This is a genomic window from Aeromicrobium sp. SP1 (assembly GCF_055663785.1).
The window spans coordinates 649,464-665,179 of sequence record NZ_JBQVVK010000001.1 but is presented as its reverse complement, the minus strand read 5'-3'; the positions used below and the strand labels follow the sequence as shown (position 1 = coordinate 665,179).

15 protein-coding genes and 1 riboswitch are annotated in these 15,716 nt (G+C 71.7%); of the genes, 8 read left to right on the top strand and 7 right to left on the bottom strand.

Going from position 1 to position 15,716, the window contains the following annotated elements; all coding sequences use genetic code 11:
• The first annotated feature begins 34 nt into the window (after positions 1-34).
• Positions 35-1,219: a phytoene desaturase family protein gene (locus ACT26F_RS03245; protein ID WP_471669048.1), complete on the top strand. Its 1,185-nt coding sequence runs from the start codon at positions 35-37 to the stop codon at positions 1,217-1,219.
• 26 nt (positions 1,220-1,245) lie between these two features.
• Here ACT26F_RS03245 and metF read toward each other — a convergent pair whose 3' ends face one another.
• Positions 1,246-2,154 (bottom strand): methylenetetrahydrofolate reductase [NAD(P)H], encoded by a 909-nt coding sequence (gene metF / locus ACT26F_RS03240; protein ID WP_471669047.1) that lies wholly within the window; start codon positions 2,152-2,154, stop codon positions 1,246-1,248.
• Between the two features lie 23 nt (positions 2,155-2,177).
• Here metF and ACT26F_RS03235 point away from each other — a divergent pair, with 23 nt between their 5' ends.
• Both ACT26F_RS03235 and pknB read left to right on the top strand, forming a co-directional pair.
• Entirely contained in the window at positions 2,178-3,206 is a 1,029-nt protein-coding gene (locus ACT26F_RS03235) for a polyprenyl synthetase family protein (protein WP_471669046.1), read from the top strand.
• A gap of 64 nt (positions 3,207-3,270) precedes the next feature.
• Complete coding sequence (gene pknB, locus ACT26F_RS03230) at positions 3,271-5,259, top strand: Stk1 family PASTA domain-containing Ser/Thr kinase (RefSeq protein WP_471669045.1); 1,989 nt, start codon at positions 3,271-3,273, stop codon at positions 5,257-5,259.
• Positions 5,260-5,287: 28 nt separating this feature from the next.
• On the opposite strand, the gene ACT26F_RS03225 is transcribed toward pknB, so the two are convergent.
• Together ACT26F_RS03225 and ACT26F_RS03220 are read right to left on the bottom strand one after the other, a co-directional pair.
• Positions 5,288-6,625 (bottom strand): class II 3-deoxy-7-phosphoheptulonate synthase, encoded by a 1,338-nt coding sequence (locus ACT26F_RS03225; protein ID WP_471669044.1) that lies wholly within the window; start codon positions 6,623-6,625, stop codon positions 5,288-5,290.
• 240 nt (positions 6,626-6,865) lie between these two features.
• Positions 6,866-7,615, bottom strand: coding sequence for a lysophospholipid acyltransferase family protein (locus ACT26F_RS03220; RefSeq protein WP_471669043.1), 750 nt, complete (start codon positions 7,613-7,615; stop codon positions 6,866-6,868).
• Between the two features lie 58 nt (positions 7,616-7,673).
• On the opposite strand from ACT26F_RS03220, the gene ACT26F_RS03215 reads away from it, so the two are divergent.
• A complete protein-coding gene (locus ACT26F_RS03215) occupies positions 7,674-8,456 on the top strand; it encodes an alpha/beta hydrolase (RefSeq protein ID WP_471669042.1) in 783 nt (260 codons plus the stop codon).
• A gap of 16 nt (positions 8,457-8,472) precedes the next feature.
• Positions 8,473-8,901, top strand: coding sequence for a hypothetical protein (locus ACT26F_RS03210; protein ID WP_471669041.1), 429 nt, complete (start codon positions 8,473-8,475; stop codon positions 8,899-8,901).
• On the opposite strand, the gene ACT26F_RS03205 is transcribed toward ACT26F_RS03210, so the two are convergent.
• Both ACT26F_RS03205 and ACT26F_RS03200 read right to left on the bottom strand, forming a co-directional pair.
• Positions 8,801-9,841: an ROK family glucokinase gene (locus ACT26F_RS03205; RefSeq protein WP_471669040.1), complete on the bottom strand. Its 1,041-nt coding sequence runs from the start codon at positions 9,839-9,841 to the stop codon at positions 8,801-8,803. The genes ACT26F_RS03210 and ACT26F_RS03205 overlap by 101 nt on opposite strands.
• The gene (locus ACT26F_RS03200) at positions 9,834-10,340 is read right to left on the bottom strand and encodes an SRPBCC family protein (RefSeq protein WP_471669039.1); all 507 of its coding nucleotides are present in this window, start codon (positions 10,338-10,340) and stop codon (positions 9,834-9,836) included. The genes ACT26F_RS03205 and ACT26F_RS03200 overlap by 8 nt, the downstream gene beginning before the upstream one ends.
• Before the next feature lie 18 nt (positions 10,341-10,358).
• Between ACT26F_RS03200 and ACT26F_RS03195 the strand changes: the two genes are divergently transcribed.
• On the top strand, positions 10,359-12,101 hold the full coding sequence (locus ACT26F_RS03195; protein ID WP_471669038.1) for an AMP-dependent synthetase/ligase: 1,743 nt from the start codon (positions 10,359-10,361) through the stop codon (positions 12,099-12,101).
• Positions 12,102-12,174: 73 nt separating this feature from the next.
• Here the strand turns inward: ACT26F_RS03195 and ACT26F_RS03190 are convergent, their stop codons facing one another.
• Both ACT26F_RS03190 and ACT26F_RS03185 read right to left on the bottom strand, forming a co-directional pair.
• Positions 12,175-13,131: a C40 family peptidase gene (locus ACT26F_RS03190; RefSeq protein WP_471669037.1), complete on the bottom strand. Its 957-nt coding sequence runs from the start codon at positions 13,129-13,131 to the stop codon at positions 12,175-12,177.
• 8 nt (positions 13,132-13,139) lie between these two features.
• A riboswitch (cyclic di-AMP (ydaO/yuaA leader) is annotated at positions 13,140-13,300 on the bottom strand.
• A 42-nt stretch (positions 13,301-13,342) separates the two neighbouring features.
• Positions 13,343-13,582: a hypothetical protein gene (locus ACT26F_RS03185; protein WP_471669036.1), complete on the bottom strand. Its 240-nt coding sequence runs from the start codon at positions 13,580-13,582 to the stop codon at positions 13,343-13,345.
• A gap of 110 nt (positions 13,583-13,692) precedes the next feature.
• Here ACT26F_RS03185 and ACT26F_RS03180 point away from each other — a divergent pair, with 110 nt between their 5' ends.
• Together ACT26F_RS03180 and ACT26F_RS03175 are read left to right on the top strand one after the other, a co-directional pair.
• Positions 13,693-15,408 carry a DEDD exonuclease domain-containing protein gene (locus tag ACT26F_RS03180; protein ID WP_471669035.1) on the top strand — a complete coding sequence of 572 codons (1,716 nt, stop codon included), beginning with the start codon at positions 13,693-13,695 and terminating at the stop codon, positions 15,406-15,408.
• Between the two features lie 21 nt (positions 15,409-15,429).
• Positions 15,430-15,708 (top strand): Lrp/AsnC family transcriptional regulator, encoded by a 279-nt coding sequence (locus ACT26F_RS03175; protein ID WP_471669034.1) that lies wholly within the window; start codon positions 15,430-15,432, stop codon positions 15,706-15,708.
• Positions 15,709-15,716: the final 8 nt, after the last annotated feature.

The window sequence follows — 15,716 nt, the reverse complement described above, 5'->3', positions numbered from 1 at the left end:
CCCGGCCCCCACCCGGAGCGGTACCGTCGCGTCCATGGCTCGGGTCATCGTCGTCGGCAGCGGGTTCGCCGGCCTCTCCGCCGCGGCGCGCCTGGCCAAGCTGCGCCACGACGTCACGGTGCTCGAGCGCGACGACGAGCCGGGCGGGCGACTGCTCGGGCTGCGCCTCGGCGGTCAGCGCTGGGCCGCGGGGCCCGAGAGCGTCACCCTCCCCGGCGTCTTCCGAGACCTGTTCCGCAAGTCCGGGCGCCCGATGGACGCGCTCATCGCGATCTCTGCCGGCCCGGCGCGCCACCACGTGCTGCCCGGTGGCCTGCTGCGCGGGCCGGTCGCCCTCGACCTGCCGTTCGGCACGCGCGGCGCCCAGCACGACGCGATCGTCGCGGCGTTCGGCACCGACGGCTGGTCGCCGTGGGTCGACGCCCTCGCCGAGCCGTGGGACGCGCTGCGCCGCTCGGTGCTGGAGGTGACCGGGGACGCACCCGTCGACGGGCCGACCGACGACGCGATGCTCGGCGATCGTTCACTGTCCCGCCACGCCCGGGCGCTCCCCCGGCGACTGCGACCGCTCGCGACCGACCTGCCCGGCCACGAGGACGGCGCTCGTGCCGTGCTGGCGGTCTGGCACTACGTCGAGCGGAACTTCGGTCGGTGGTCGTTCGACGGCGGCAGCGCGGGCCTGGCCGCCGCGCTCGTGAAGCGCCTCGGCGAGCGCCGCGTGAGCATCGGGACCGGGACCGAGGCGGTCTCGGTCGCCGAGGTCGCCGGACGCGCGAACGGCGTCACCCTGGCCGACGGGTCCGTGCGCGAGGCCGACCTCGTGGTGTGGGCCGTCGGCGAGGCGCGACCGACGTCCGCGCTGGCGGCGGTGCGGCTCGAGGGCATGGCCCTGCCCGCGGATCTCGCGGTCCACGGCACGTCGCCCGTGCGCGGCTGGCAGTCGGGCCCCGGCCGGTGGATGCTCTCGGCGGCGCCGGGGGTCGACCCCGTCGACGCGGCGGCCCGGGCCGGCCTCGACGTGCGGGACCACATCGTCGAGCGGCACGACGTGCCGGGAGTCGCCGTCGATCGCGACGCGGCCGGGCTGCCCCGTCCCGCGGTCGAGCCGACACCCGGCCTGTGGCGGGTCGGTGGCGCTGCGGTGCCCGGCGCGGGCCTCGAGGTCACCGGGATGGGCACCGCCGCGCTCGCCGCGACGCTCGGTCCCGTCCCGCGCTGACCGAGGAGCCGGTGGGCTGGGGACGGTCAGACGAGGCCGTCGGCGCGCAGCAGCTCGAAGATCTCGCGCGTCGCGGGCGAGCGGTTGAGGGTGATGAAGTGCAGGCCCGGGGCTCCCCCGGCGAGCAGGTCACGGCACAGCTGCGTGGCCAGCGCGATGCCCGTGGCGCGGACCGCGACGCGGTCGTCGGCGATGGGTTCGATCTGGTCGAGCACCTCGCGCGGCATCGCGGCGCCGGAGAGCTCGGCCATCCGGGCGACCTGCCCGAAGTTCAGGATCGGCATGATGCCCGGCACGATCGGCAGGTCGCAGCCTCGCGCGCGGACCCGGTCGACGAGCTCGAAGTAGTCGCTGGCCCGGAAGAACAGCTGGGTGATCGCGAACGAGGCACCGGCCTGCGCCTTGGCGACGAGGACCTCGGCGTCGGCGTCGAGGTCGGCCGCGTCGGGATGGCCCTCGGGGAACGCGGCGACGCCCACCGACAGTCCGCCGACCTCGTGGGCGAGTTCGACCAGTTCGATCGCGTGGTCCATGCCGTCAGGATGCGGCTCCCACGGCGCCCGGGGGCCTCCCTTCGGATCGCCGCGCAGGGCCAGCACGTGCGCGACCCCGGCCGCGGCATAGTGCTTGAGCACCGTCTCGATCTCGCCGCGGGTCTGACCCACGAGGGTCAGGTGACCCACCGGCAGGAGCGAGGACTCCCGGGCGATGCGTTCGGTGACCCGGATCGTGCGGTCCTGGCTCGAGCCGCCGGCCCCGTACGTGACCGAGACGAACGTCGGCTCCAGGTCCGTGAGGTCGTCGATCGTGCGCCACAGTTGGGCCTCGCCGTCGTCGTCCTTCGGCGGGAAGAACTCGAACGAGACCGCGGGACGATCCGACGCGAGGGCGTCGAGGATGGCGTCGCGGCGGGCGGTGTCGTCGAACGTCGGCATGCGCCAACGGTATCGTCACCGCTGTGAGCAACCCGGCATCCGATCCCACCTTTCGGACTGCCGTCTCACGGACGATGGAGGACTTCGCCGCCCGGCAGCGGTCCTGGTCGACCGAGCTCGACCCGGTCGTGGCCGATCTCGTCGACGCGGCATTCAAGTTCGCCTCCGGCGGGAAGCTGCTGCGCCCGACCTTCTGCCACGCCGGCTGGCTGCTCGCCGGCGGCACCAGCGCCGATCCCCGGATCGCCGCGGCCGGCGCCGCCTTCGAGTGGCTCCAGGCCAGCGCCCTCGTGCACGACGACCTCATGGACGGATCCGACACGCGCCGCGGCCGGCCCAGCGTCCATCGCGAGTTCGAGTCCCGTCACCGCGCGGCCGGCGGCACGGGCGATCCGGAGCAGTTTGGGGCGCGCGTCGCCATCCTGCTCGGCGACCTGCTGCTCAGCTGGGCCGACGAGCAGCTCCGCGTGGCCGGACCCGACGACCGCACGGCGGCCCTGTGGGACGCGTGCAAGTCCGAGGTCGTCTCGGGACAGTTCCTCGACGTGCTGGCCCAGACCCGCGACCGGGTCAGCGTCGAGTCCGCGATGCACGTCATCCGCTACAAGGCCGCGAAGTACACCGTCGAGCGTCCGCTGCACGTCGGTGCCGCGATGGCCGGCGCGGACGATGCCCTGCTCGCCGGCCTGACCGCCGTGGCGCTTCCCCTCGGTGAGGCGTTCCAGCTGCGTGACGACGTGCTCGGCGTGTTCGGCGACCCCGCCGACACGGGCAAGCCCGCCGGAGACGACCTGCGCGAGGGCAAGCGCACCGTGCTGGTGGCGCGCACGGCCGAGGCGTGCGGCGACCAGCGGGTGCTGGACCTGCTCGGCACGCCCGACGGCGTCGCCGAGCTGCGCGACCTGATCGAGTCGAGCGGCGCCCTCGCCGCCGTCGAGGCGGACATCGACCGGCTGACCGAGGCGGCCCACACGGCGATCGTCGCGCTCGGCCCGGCGGCCCACGACGTGCTCGGCCCGCTCGTCGACGCGGCCGTGCGACGCGTCCGCTGATCCGCCGTAACGGTCGGCATGCAGGCCCGACCTCTAGAATCGTGGTGTTCGCAGGAGGCGAGACATGACCGTCATGGACGACGAAGCACTGGTCGGGCGCACGCTCGACCAGCGTTACGTGATCCACGAGCGCATCGCCCGCGGCGGCATGGCCAGCGTCTTCCGGGCCACCGACCTGCGTCTGGACCGCGTCGTCGCGGTCAAGGTCATGCACCCGGACTCGCAGCTCGAGGACACGCCCGGCCACTTCGTGCGCGAGGCGCAGTCCGCGGCCAAGCTCAACCACCGCGGCATCGTGTCGGTCTACGACCAGGGCGTCGATGGCGACACGACCTACCTCGTGATGGAGTACGTGCCCGGGCGCACGCTGCGCGACGTCCTGCGCGACGAGGCCCCGATGCCGCCCCGGCGGGCCCTGTCGTACCTCGAGCCCGTCCTGATGGCTCTCTCGGCGGCCCACGACGCGAACCTCATCCACCGTGACATCAAGCCCGAGAACGTCCTCATCTCGACGACCGGCGAGGTCAAGCTCGCCGACTTCGGGCTGGCCCGGGCGGTCAGCAACGACTCCACCGGCAGCGGCGTCCTCGTCGGGACGGTCTCGTACCTCGCACCGGAGATCATCACGCACCAGGGCGCCGATCCGCGCAGCGACGTCTACGCGTGCGGCGCGATGCTCTTCGAGATGGTCACGGGCGCCAAGCCGCACGCGGCCGACTCGCCCATCGCCGTCGCGCACAAGCACGTGAACGAGGACGTCCTCCCTCCGTCGCAGCTGCAGCCGGGCATCCCCCCGTACCTCGATGCCCTCGTCATCCGGGCGATGGCCCGCGACCGGGCGCAGCGCTCCCCGGACGCCCGCGTGCTCCTACACCAGCTGCGACAGGTCCAGCGCGCGCTCGCAGCCGGCCTGGCCGACGATCCCGAGCTGACCCGCGACCTGCTGCCGGGAGCGGGTCCGACCCCGGCCGAGTTCCCCCGACTGGCGCACGGCTCCGACACCGAGCCGACGGCTCCGGTCGGCGCGATCCTCGCCCGCTCCTACGGACCCGGGGACGACCAGCCCACCGCGGCCGTGCTGGAGCCGACCACGTCCTTCCGGCCCGTGCCCGCCACCCAGCCCGCCGCCGCGGGCTCGGTCCCGGTCACGCAGGAGCGCACGGGTCGCAAGCGTCGCGGTCCCCTGTTGTTCCTGCTCGCGCTGGCCGCCCTCGCCGCCACCGCGCTGCTCGGCTGGTACCTGGCCGTCGGCAGGTACGACCCCGTGCCGAACCTCGTCGCACTCGACCAGGCCGAGGCCGTCAAGACCGCCGAGGCCGCCGGGTTCACCACGACGGTCGGCGACGAGGAGTACTCCGAGGTGGTCGAGAAGGGCGCCGTCATCGCCACCGACCCCGAGCCGGGGTCACGACTGCTGCCCGACGAGACGATCGCGCTGACCATCTCGAAGGGCAAGGAGCGCTACGAGGTCCCGAACATCAAGGGCCGCACGCTCGAGGAGGCCGAGACGATCCTCGGCGCCCGCCACCTCGCGATCGGCGACGTCGCCAAGGCCTACAGCGACACCGTCCCGACCGACGGCGTCATCCGGTCGTCCAGCCACAAGGTCGGCGACAAGGTCAAGCGCGACACCCCGATCGACCTCGTCGTCAGCAAGGGTCCCAAGCCGATCGAGATCGTCGACTACTCCGGCCGGTCGGCGGCCAGCGCCGCGGCGGCCCTGGAGGAGGCCGGGTTCGCGGTCGCGCGGACCGAGCAGTTCAGCGACACCGTGGCCGCGGGGAACGTCATCTCCCAGACACCCAGCTCCGGCACCGGCCACAAGGGCGACACGATCACCCTGGTCGTGTCGAAGGGGCCCGAGAAGGTCGCCGTACCGAACCTCGATGGCATGACCGAGAAGGAAGCGCGCAAGACCTTGTCGGCGATCGGGCTCAAGCTCAACGCGACCCGCAACCCGTTCGCGGGCAAGGACGCGACGGTGCGCTACCAGTCGCCGGGCACGGGCTCGACGGTCAAGGTCGGCTCGTCGGTGACGGTCTTCCTGTCCTGAGCCGGCCGCACGCCGGCACGGCCGCGGGTCAGCCGCGGCCGGCGAGCATCTCGGCGACGAGGAACGCCAGCTCGAGCGACTGCGCGCGGTTCAGGCGCGGGTCGCACAGCGTCTCGTACCGGTGCGCGAGGTCGTCCTGGTTCAACCGGAAGCCGCCGCCGAGGCACTCGGTGACGTCGTCACCGGTCAGCTCGACGTGCAGGCCACCGGGCCACGTGCCGAGCGCGCGGTGCACCTCGAAGAAGCCCCGGACCTCGTCGATGACGTCGTCGAACTCGCGGGTCTTGTAGCCGTTGTCCGTGGCGAACGTGTTGCCGTGCATCGGATCGGTGACCCACGCGACCTCGGCGCCCGCGGCGGTGACCTTCTCGACGAGGGTCGGCAGCAGGTCGCGGATCTTGTCCGCGCCGAAGCGGGTGATGAACGTGACCTTGCCCGGCACCCGCTCGGGGTTGAGCTTCTCGTAGAGCGCCAGCGCGTCGTCGGCCGAACTGGTGGGGCCCAGCTTCACGCCGATCGGGTTCGCGATGCGGCTCAGCAGCTCGACGTGCGCGCCGTCGAGCTGGCGCGTGCGCTCACCGATCCACACGAAGTGGCCCGACACGTCGTACGGCTGCTCCGTGCGCGAGTCGATGCGGGTCAACGCGTGCTCGTACTCCAGCACGAGCGCCTCGTGCGAGGAGTAGAAGTCGACCGTGTGCAGCTCGTCGGCGTCGACGCCCATCGCGTCCATGAACGCCAGCGCCCGGTCGATCTCGTCGCCGATCCGCTCGTAGCGCTCGCCGACGGGGCTGTTGCGGACGAAGTCGGTGTTCCACGCGTGCATCTGGCGCAGGTCGGCGTAGCCGCCGGTCGTGAACGCCCGCGCGAGGTTCAAGGTCGCGCTCGACGCGTGGTAGACGTCGACGAGCCGCTGCGGGTCCGGATGACGGGACTCGCGGGTGAAGTCGAAGCCGTTGACCGCATCGCCGCGGTAGGCCGGCAGCGTGACGCCGTCGCGCGTCTCGGAGTCGCTCGAGCGGGGCTTGGCGTACTGGCCCGCGAGCCGACCGACCTTGACCACCGGCACGCTCGCCGCGTACGTCAGGACGACGGCCATCGAGAGCAGCACGCGCAGCTTGTTGCGGACGTTCTCGGCGGTGACGCCCTCGAACGTCTCGGCGCAGTCGCCACCCTGGAGCAGGAACGCCTCGCCGCGGGCGACGGCAGCCATCTTGTCGCGCAGCGCGTCACACTCGCCCGCAAAAACCAGCGGCGGCATCTTCCGCAGCGTCTCGACGGCGCGGTCGCGCGCGTCGAGGTCGGGGTACGTCGGCTGCTGGGCAGCACCGATCGCACGCAGGTCTTCCAGGCTGGGGATGCTCACCGGGCAAATTCTACGTCAGCGATTCAGGGGACCTGACCTGCGTCCACCGGCCCGGTGGTCGAGTAGCCACGCGAGGAACGAGCGGGCGTATCGAGACCACGGCGACGCGTGCCGGTCCCCGCGCGGGCGGTCGGAACCGGGCACGCCAGCCGACCGGGTTTCGAGGCTTCGGGCGCTGAGCGCCCTGCGCACCTCAACCTCCTCGACCGATCGGGCGCGGAGCGCCCTCATGGTCTCGGACTACTCGGCGATCTCCTCCCAGACCTCCTCGGCCTCGGCCTTGGCCTTCTCCCGGGCGGCCTGGCGCTCGAGCTCCTTGTCGCGCTTCTTCGCGTCCTGCGCGTAGAGGTCGACGTACTCCTGGCCCGAGAGCGTCATGATCTCGTACATGATCTCGTCGGTGATCGCGCGCAGGATGTAGCGATCGTCCTGCATGCCCTCGTAGCGGCTGAAGTCCAGCGGCTTGCCGAACCGCACGCCGGGGCGCGCGTACGTGCCGAAGACCTTGCCGGGAGGCGCGACCACGTCGGTGTTGATGACCGCCACGGGAATGACCGTGACCTTCGACTCCAGCGCGATGCGGGCGACGCCCGTCCGGCCGCGGTAGAGCTTGCCGTCGTGCGAGCGGGTGCCCTCCGGATAGATGCCGCACACCTCGCCGTCGGCGAGCAGACGCAACTGGGTGCGGATCGCGCCGGCCGCGGCCGAACCGCTGCTGCGGTCGATCGGCACCTGTCCGGCGCCGGAGAAGAACGTCCGCTGGAACCAGCCCTTGATGCCGGTTCCCTCGAAGTACTCGGCCTTCGCCACGAAGGTGACCCGCCGCGGGATCACGAGCGGCATGAACAGCCAGTCGCTGTACGACAGGTGGTTGCTGGCGAGGATCACGGCCCCTTCGCGGGGCACGTTCTCGGTGCCCTCCGCCCACGGCCTGAAGATCAGCTTGAGCACCGGACCCAGGGCGAGGAACTTCAGGAACCAGTAGAACACGCACGAGACATTACCCCGACGCGGCGCTCTCATCGGCGCGATGGGGCACGATGGCGACATGTCCGACGCGACCTCGCCTCGCCCACCCGCCGCCATCAAGGCCGGAGCCGAGCCGTTCCTGGCCGACGGAGGCCGGATCGGCGTCCTGCTCAGCCACGGCTTCACGGGCTCACCGGCCTCGATGACACCGTGGGGCCGACACCTGGCCGGGCTCGGCCACACCGTCGTCGTGCCGCGGCTGCCCGGCCACGGCACGACGTGGCAGGAGATGAACACGACGCGCTGGCAGGACTGGTACGGCGAGGTCGACTCGGCGCTGACGGACCTGCGCGCCCGGTGCGACTGGGTCGCGGTGTGCGGCCTGTCGATGGGCGGCGCGCTGGCCCTGCGACTCGCCGAGCAGCGGCCGGCCGACGTCGGCGCCCTCGTGCTGGTCAACCCCGCGATCGCGCTCAAGCGCCTCGACCTCAAGGCCGTGCCGCTGCTGAGCCGCGTCCTGTCCTCGATGCCCGGCATCGGCAACGACATCAAGAAGCCGGACCAGGACGAGATCGGCTACGACAAGACGCCGCTCAAGGCACTGAACTCGCAGCTGCAGCTGTGGAAGGACGTGCGGTCGAACCTGCACAAGGTCACCGCTCCGCTGCTGATGTTCCGCTCACGCGAGGACCACGTCGTCGACGAGTTGACGACCGGGCTCGTGATGAACGGGATCTCGTCACCCGATCGCGAGCTGGTCGAGCTGACGAACAGCTTCCACGTCGCAACGCTCGATCATGATGCGGAGTACATCATGGAGAGGTCGGCGCAGTTCCTCGCCGACCACGCCCCCGCCGAGTGAGCCAGGAGCCACCGCCGTGACCGACGACCGCACGCCCTCCTCGGACGAGTTCGACCGCATCGTCGAGGGACTCGACCTGGACCTGACGGGCCTCGCGGATCTCGACTCGTCGGCGGCGCGGATGGCCGCCGAGCGCGACCGGGCCGAGCGCGAGGCGGCTCGCGAGCCTGCCAACACCGGCGACGACTCCGAGGACGAGCAGTTCTACCGCCAGGTCGGGCCCGCCGGCCTGCGCGCGGACGGTCGGGTCAAGGTCGCGTGGACGCTGCTCGTGGCCGGGCCCGCCGTGCTGCTGCTCGCGGCCCTGCTCTCGCTGCGGCCGCCGACGGTCGTGACGGGCGCGCTCATCCTCGCTTCGGTCGCCGCCGTGGTCTACCTGGTAGCGCGGTTGCCCGATCGCGGGCCTGGTACCCCGGACTGGCCAGACGACGGCGCCGCGCTCTGAGTCGTGCCAGGTCCGCAGCGCCGACGAGCCCCGCGTCATTGCCCAGGTGGGCGCGCGTGATGCGCGCCTCCGACCGGTAGCCGCGTCCGGTGAGGTGCTCGGCGAACGCCCGGCGCGCCGGGGCGAGCAGCAGCTCGCGGTTCTCGCTGACGCCGCCGCCGATCACGAAGATCCCCGGGTCGAGCGCCGCCGCGAGGTTCGCCAGGCCGATGCCGAGCCAGTGCCCGACGTCGGTGACCCACGCGACCGCCTCGCCATGACCGCGGGCCGCGAGGGCCCCCACGGTGGAGCCGTCGACGGCCTCGGGCGACCCGGCGATCTCGATCAGCGCGGCACCGATCTCGGAGCCCTCCGCCGCCGCCGCGCGGGCCCGACGCTCGAGCACCCGACCGCTGGCGTACTGCTCCCAGCAGCCGTGGTTGCCGCACTCGCACGCGATCCCGTCGTCGACGACGCGCTGGTGGCCGAACTCCCCCGCCATGCCGGAATGGCCGCGGTACAACTGGCCCTCGAGGACCATCGCCCCGCCGATGCCGGTGCCGAGGTTGACCATGACCACGTCGGGCTCGTTCTGGGCCGCACCGAACCGCCACTCGGCCCAGCCGGCGGCGTTCGCGTCGTTGTCGACCAGGACGGGCAGGCGGGTGCGCCGGAACACCGCGTCGCGCAACGGCTCGTTGCGCCACGCCAGGTGCGGCGAGAAGACGACGGTCGAGCCGGTGACGTCGACGTATCCGGCCGCGCCGACACCCACGGCCTTGATGGGGAACCGCGACTGGCACTCGGCCACGACGTCCGCGATCGCCTCGAGGACCTCACCGGCGTCCGTCGTCGGAGTCGCTCGACGGGTCCGCGCGAGCACCCGGCCGTCCTCGTCGACGACGCCCGCAGCGATCTTCGTGCCACCGATGTCGATGCCGACCGCGAGCCGCTCAGGCACGTGCCCGGCTCTCGACGCGGCGCTTGAGGCCGTTGAGTGCCGTGTCGACGATGACCTTCTCCGCCTTGCGCTTGAGCATGCCCAACAATGGCAGTTTGACGTCAACGGCGAGCTGGTAGGTGACCCGCGTGCGCCCACCGGCGACGACGTCGAGCGTGTAGGTGCCGTCCATCGCCGAGAGCATCGTCTCCTCGTCGGCGACGAGGCACCAGGACACCTGACGCTCGCCACGCCAGTGGTATCGCAGCGTGAACGTGTCGCGGATCGGCGGCGAGTCGAGGGTGAAGCGGACATCGTGCGCGCGACCGTCGGAATCGGACTCGAGGACCTGCACGGCCTGCATGCCGGTGGCCCACTGCGGATAGTCCTCGAAGTCGGCGATCACCGCCATCACCGCACCCGCCGGGGCATCGATGACGATGTCGTTCACCGTGCGCGCCATGCCCACCTCCTCGCCGATGCCGTCCAGCCTATCGGCGCGGTCGGACGTCCTCGCCACAGGAGTACGGTGCTGTCTGTGAGCACCGAAACTAACGCCGTCACCGTCGACGACTGGGGGACGCTCAGTCGTGACATCCTCGACCGCCCGGACACCGATACCGACGACGTCGCAGTGCGGCGTCTCGTCGACGGTGCGTGGGTGGACGTCACCCTCGGGGAGTTCCACGCGCAGGTCATCGCCGCGGCGAAGGGACTCCTCGCCGCCGGCACCCAGCACCAGGACCGCGTCGCGATCCTTGCCAAGACCCGCTACGAGTGGACCGTCCTCGACTACGCCAACTGGTGGATCGGCGCGATCACGGTGCCGATCTACGAGACGTCGTCGGCCAGCCAGATCTCCTGGATCCTGCAGGACTCCGGCGCCACCGAGCTGTTCTACGAGAGCTCCGAGCACCTCGCCCGCGTCGAGGAGGCCCGCGTCGAGGCCCCCGAGCTGACGGTCGTCCGTCCGATCGAGGACGTCCTCGGATCGCTCGCGGCGGAGGGCGCCTCGGTCTCGGACGACGAGCTCGAGGCACGCCGCGCGGCCGTCGCGCAGTCCGACGTCGCGACACTCATCTACACGTCCGGCACCACGGGGCGCCCGAAGGGCTGCGAGCTGACCCACGCGAACTTCCGCGCCGAGCTGCACGGCGCCAAGGTGCGCCTGCCCGAGCTGTTCGACTCCCCCGACGCGTCGACCCTGCTCTTCCTGCCGCTGGCCCACGTGTTCGCCCGGATCATCCAGGTCGGGGCGATCCGGTGGGGCGCCGTCCTGGGCCACACCGCCGACGTCGCCGATCTCGTCGGTCACCTCGGCACCTTCCAGCCCACCTTCGTCCTCGCGGTCCCGCGCGTCTTCGAGAAGGTCTTCAACACCGCCAGCACGAAGGCCTACGCCGACGGCAAGGGCAAGATCTTCGACGCCGCCGTGCGCACCGCGATCGCCTACAGCCGGGCCACCGAGAGCGGTCGGCCGTCGATCGCCCTGCGCGCCAAGCACACGCTCTACAACACGCTCGTCTACGGCAAGCTGCGCGCGGCGCTGGGCGGCAAGGCCGAGTACGCGATCTCCGGCGGCGCGCCGCTCGGCGATCGGCTCGGACACTTCTACCGCGGCATCGGCTTCAACGTCCTGGAGGGCTACGGCCTCACCGAGACGACCGCGGCGCTCACCGCGAACCACCCCGGCCACCAGCGCATCGGGACGGTCGGACCGCCCTTCCCCGGTGTCGAGGTGCGCGTCGCCGACGACGGCGAGCTGCAGTTCCGCGGGCCGCAGGTCTTCGCCGGGTACTGGAACGCCGAGGCCGCCACCCGTCAGGTGCTGTCCGAGGACGGCTGGTTCTCCACCGGCGACCTCGGCGAGATCACCGAGGACGGCTTCGTCAAGATCACCGGCCGCAAGAAGGAGCTCATCGTCACGGCGGGCGGCAAGAACGTCTCGCCGGCGATCCTGGAGGATCGCGTCCGCGCCCAACCGGTGATCAGCCAGTGCCTCGTCGTCGGCGAGGGCAAGCCGTTCATCGCGGCGCTCATCACGATCGACCCGGAGGGGTGGTCAGGCGACCTCGACGACCCGGAGCTGCTCGAACAGGTCCAGAAGGCCGTCGACGACGCCAACACCCAGGTGTCGCGCGCCGAGGCGATCCGCAAGTTCGTGATCGTCGAGGAGGACTGGACCGAGGAGAACGGCTACCTGACGCCGTCGTTCAAGGTCAAGCGCCACATGGTGCTGCGCGACCTGCACGACACGATCGAGGCGCTGTACGTGCGCTGAGCGCGTCACCCCGTCCGGACACGACGAAGGCCGCCCCTCGGGGCGGCCTTCGTCGTACGGGTGGAGCAGGCGGTCAGCTGACGCGCGCGTAGACGTTGAAGCCGTACGACAGGCTCGTGATCTCGACGCTCTTGCCGGGGCGCGGCGCGTGGATGACCTTGCCGCCGCCCAGGTAGATGCCGATGTGCGCCATGCTGCCGTAGGCGACGAGGTCGCCCGGCTGCAGCTCGGACGCCGAGACGCGGCGGCCGGCGGCCATCTGCGGGCCGACGACGCGAGGCAGGGAGATGCCCGCCGCGGCGTACGCCTTCATCACGAGACCGGAGCAGTCCCAGCTGTTGGGGCCGGTGCCGCCGTAGACGTACGGGTCGCCGAGCTGGTTCATCGCGAAGGCGATGGCCTTCTTCGCGGCGCCCGAACCGGCGTTCTCCACGGCGGAGATGTCGCTGTCGGACATCGCGTTCTGCTCGGCCAGCGACAACAGGGCGAAGTCGGACTTGGCCTTGGCGTAGGACGCCTGCAGCTCGGTCTTGGTCTTCTTCGCCGTGGCGAGCTTGGCGTCGAGCGCGTCCTGCTGCCCGCTGAGCTGCTTCTCGCGCTTCTCGAGCTCGATGCGGGTCTTCGTGAAGGACTCGAGCGCGTCGGCGCGCGTCGTGTTGAGCGCGTCGATGGCGCTGAGCCCGTCGAGGAACTGATCGGGGTCCTGGCTGCCGAGCAGGCTGACCGTGGGGCCGAGCGGCTGCTCCATCTGCTGCTGGACGATGTCGGCACCGAGCTCGTTGCGCTGCACGGTGTAGACCTTGCGGATCTTCTTGATCTCGCCGGTGACCTCGTCGATGCGCTGGTCGAGGTCCTTGGCGTCCTCGTTCAGCTCGTTGAGGCGCTCGTTCGCGGCCTCGGCCTTGTCGAAGGCCTTGTCGACGTCGGCCTGGGTGACCTCGGGGTCGGCCTGAGCGGGTGAGACGAGAACGAACGATCCGATCGCGACGGCCGATGCGGCCGCGACGATCGCGGGGGTGCGAAAGCGCACGAAGTGACTCCTGCTGTACCTAGACGCCTACCAGGTGAGCTGACGGGTTCGGGCCTCGGTTGCCCTACGACCGGCATGCCGGTCGATTCACCCCACGTACCTTGGGTCCCCGGCTCGCATTGATCTCGACGTCAGTGGCGTGATCGCAGCGATTCGGCGGTGTCACCTTCGGCGACACAAGGCCCCACTGTAGTTCGGGAGGGAGTCGGGTTCAACCTGCATCGGCGCGTGTCACGGGGTCGGGGAGGCTGACGACGAGCCGCAGCGGCGGCACGAGCCCGGTCTCGGCGAGGGCGTCCAGGGCCGCTCGTTCGTCGGCGTCGAAGGCGAGCCGATCGTCGGGCGGACCCATCAGGACCGACACGACGCAGTCGGCGCACACCGCCGCGCAGCGGACGAGGCAGCTGTCGCAGTCGACGACGACGGGCGCCGGGGATTCGATCTCGTTCATGCGCCCGAACGTACGGACGACCGCGGACAGTTTTCGTCGTGAGCGGTTCGGTCGTGCGCTGCGGGCGCGTCGGCGCCGAAACGGTCGGACCCGCGTCCTACGGTCGCGCCATGACCTCCATCCAGCCCGCCTTCGACGATCCCGGCTTCGACTGGGGCGGGCGTCCGCTGCACGACACGACGTTCTGCGTCGTCGACCTGGAGACGACGGGTGGCTCGCCCGCGAAGGGGTCGCGCATCACCGAGGTCGGCGCGGTCAAGGTCCACGCGGGCGAGATCGTGGGCGAGTTCCAGACGCTCGTGAACCCCGACCAGCTGATCCCCGCGTTCATCACGGTGCTGACCGGCATCACCGACCAGATGGTCGTCGAGGCGCCGCGGATCGCCGAGGTCCTCCCGAGCTTCCTGGAGTTCGCGCACGGCAGCGTGCTGGTCGCCCACAACGCCCGCTTCGACGTCGGCTTCCTCAAGCACGCCGCGCGCGAGCTGCAGATCGACTGGCCCGGGTTCGACGTCGTCGACACGGTCCTGCTGGCCCGCCGCGTGCTGCTGCGCGACGAGGTCCCCAACGTCAAGCTGTCGACGCTCGCCGCGCGCTTCTCCCCCGTCGTCCCGGACCACCGGGCGCTCACCGACGCGCGGGCGACGGTCGACGTGCTGCACGCCCTGTTCGAGCGGCTTGGCACGTGGAACGTCTCGACCGTCGAGGACCTGGCCACCTTCACGGCCAAGGTCACGCCCGAGCAGCGCCGCAAGCGGCATCTCGCCGACGGGCTGCCCGACGCCCCGGGGGTCTACCTCTTCCGCGACCCTCGCGGCGACGTGCTCTACGTCGGCACCTCGCGCTCGCTGCGCACGCGCGTCCGGTCGTACTTCACGAAGGCCGAGACCCGCACCCGGATGGGCGAGATGATCACCCTCGCCGAGCGCGTCGACCACGTCGTGTGTGCCACCGCCACCGAGGCCCGGGTCCGCGAGCTGCGCCTCATCGATCGGCACCGACCGCCGTACAACCGGCGCTCGAAGTTCCCCGAGCGGTCCACGTGGCTGCGCCTCACCGACGAGCCCTGGCCGCGCGTCTCGCTCGTCCGCACGGTCATCGACGGCGCGACCCACATCGGCCCGTTCGGCAGTCGCCGGCAGGCCGAGGCGGCACAGGCGACCCTGCACGACGCCTTCCGCATCCGCCAGTGCACGGGCCGGCTGCCGCTCGCCCCCAGCCGGGCCGCGTGCGTGCTGGCCGAGCTGGGCCAGTGCCTCGCGCCGTGCGACGGCAGCGTCTCGGCGGCCGACTACGCGTACGAGGTCGGCCGGGCCCGCACCGCCATGACCGCCGACCCCGTCGAGGTCGTGTCCCACCTCGAGCAGCGCATGGCCGCGCTCGCCGTGGCCCAGCGGTTCGAGGACGCGGCCGTCCTGCGCGACCGGGCGACCAGCCTGATCCGGGCGGTCCGACGGGCCCAGCGGCTCGACTCGCTGGCCGCCCAGCCCGAGGTCGTGGCGGCCGCCCCGCACCGCGACGGCTGGGAGGTCCACGTCGTCCGGCACGGCCGGCTGGCCGCCGCGGCCGTCCTGCCGCGCGAGGTCGCCGTCACCCCGGGCGCCACGGCTCCCTGGGTGGACCGGCTGCTGACGACCGCCGAGTCCGTCGAGCCGGCGCCGCGACCCCTGCCGGCCGCGCTCATCGAGGAGACCGAGGTGCTGCTGCGGTGGCTCGAGTCACCGGGAGTGCGGATGGTGCGCGGCGAGTGGCACTCCGCGTGGCCTGCCGCGGCTCGCCACCTCGACCGCTTCGAGGTCGACCTGGAGGTCGCGCGGACCGCGTGATCCGGCGGCTAGGCTGACCGCGTGATCACCGCCATCGTCTTCGTCCAGGCCGAGGTCTCCCAGATCGGCGAGACCGGCGCCGCGATCGCCGACATCCCCGGGGTCAGCGAGGTCTACTCCGTCACCGGCGACCACGACCTCATCGCGATGGTCCGGGTGCGCACGCACGACGACATCGCCGCGGTCGTCGCCGACCGCCTCAACAAGGTGCCGGGCGTCCTGTCGACCCAGACCCAGATCGCGTTCCGGGCCTTCAGCCGCCACGACCTCGACGACGCCTTCAGCATCGGCCTGGACTGACCGCAGCC

Excerpts from the sequence above, each read along its gene's own strand:
- ACT26F_RS03180 (WP_471669035.1), top strand. The coding sequence starts at position 13,693 with ATGACCTCCATCCAGCCCGCCTTCGACGATCCCGGCTTCGACTGGGGC.
- metF (WP_471669047.1), bottom strand. The coding sequence starts at position 2,154 with ATGCCGACGTTCGACGACACCGCCCGCCGCGACGCCATCCTCGACGCC.
- ACT26F_RS03215 (WP_471669042.1), top strand. The coding sequence starts at position 7,674 with ATGTCCGACGCGACCTCGCCTCGCCCACCCGCCGCCATCAAGGCCGGA.
- pknB (WP_471669045.1), top strand. The coding sequence starts at position 3,271 with ATGACCGTCATGGACGACGAAGCACTGGTCGGGCGCACGCTCGACCAG.
- ACT26F_RS03245 (WP_471669048.1), top strand. The coding sequence starts at position 35 with ATGGCTCGGGTCATCGTCGTCGGCAGCGGGTTCGCCGGCCTCTCCGCC.
- ACT26F_RS03185 (WP_471669036.1), bottom strand. The coding sequence starts at position 13,582 with ATGAACGAGATCGAATCCCCGGCGCCCGTCGTCGTCGACTGCGACAGC.